The sequence below is a fragment of the Shewanella sp. SG41-4 genome (genome assembly GCF_014164505.1).
Lineage (GTDB): Bacteria > Pseudomonadota > Gammaproteobacteria > Enterobacterales > Shewanellaceae > Shewanella.
This window is the reverse complement of the sequence record NZ_JACJFI010000303.1, coordinates 1-1,289: the sequence shown is the minus strand read 5'-3', so window position 1 is coordinate 1,289 and position 1,289 is coordinate 1. Positions and strand designations below refer to the sequence as shown.

Here is a 1,289-nt window from a genome sequence, read left to right as displayed (position 1 = left end):
CAAAGTTATGCTGCAGGCACCGAAGTCACCCTAGAAAATGGCGTGCTAGTCCTAAACGCTGACGGTTCATACACCTTCACACCAAATGAAAACTGGAACGGCAACGTGCCGGTGATCACCTACACTACAAATACAGGTATTACCGCGACATTAACCATTGAAGTAACACCCGTTGATGATGTCTCTGTACTTGTTAATGACAGCAATACTGTTGCAGAAGATACTGTCGCCACTGGAAACGTATTAGATAACGACGGAGATGTAGATTCAGATTTAAGTGTAGTGAGTTTTGAGGTTAACGGCCAAACCTACCCAGCAGGCACCGAAGTTACCCTAGAAAATGGCGTTCTCGAGCTAAACGCTGACGGTTCATACACCTTCACACCAAATGAAAACTGGAACGGCCAAGTTCCTGTGATCACTTACACCACCAATACAGGTATTACCGCGACATTAACCATTGAAGTCACGCCAGTTGCTGACGGCGCTCCTACCGTTATTATTAATACAGATACTAATGATGATGGTTTTATTAGTAATGAAGAACTCAATGGCGCTACAGAAATAAACGTTACTATCGGCCTGGACAACACTGGTGCTCAAGCCGGTGACACACTTATTGTTAATGGCATTGAAATAGTATTAACACAAGAAGATATTGATACTGGTAGCGTAAATCTCAATTTACCAGCTCCTGGTGAAGGTGAAGAAATTGAAGTTGTTGCTGTAGTCGTTGATTCTAATGGTAATACAACGCCTGAAGGAAGTGACTCTGCAATTATAGATACCACACCACCGGTTATTACAGTCGATGCACCAGCTCTCACAAACGACACTACACCAACTATCACGGGTACGACTGACGCACCTGTAGGCAGTACTGTTACGTTAATTATTATTGATAGTGAAGGTAACGAACAGACCATTACAACGATAGTGAATCCTGATGGAACTTATGAAGTTGATGTTATTGACCCATTAGCCGAAGGCAGTTATACCGTTGTAGCTGAAGTCACAGATCCTGCAGGTAACTCTGCAACAGATAGCGATGATGGTATTGTAGATGTAACATCTTCAGCACCCACCGTTGAATTCAGCGGCATGGGCAGCGATGGTATCTTCAACAGCGATGAGATCGGTACTGACGGCACCGTCACTGCAACTGTGACCTTAGCGACTGGCACTCAAGTTGGCGACACCTTGATTGTCACTGACGGCAATGGCAACACCCTATTTAACGGCCCTGTCACTCAAGACATGCTCGACAACGGCTTTGACGTTGAAGTGCC

1 protein-coding gene is annotated in these 1,289 nt (G+C 44.8%); it reads left to right on the top strand.

Annotated elements, in window-relative coordinates:
- A partial coding sequence (locus H5202_RS18550) for an Ig-like domain-containing protein (protein ID WP_182773373.1) occupies positions 1-1,289 on the top strand: 1,289 nt, incomplete at both ends.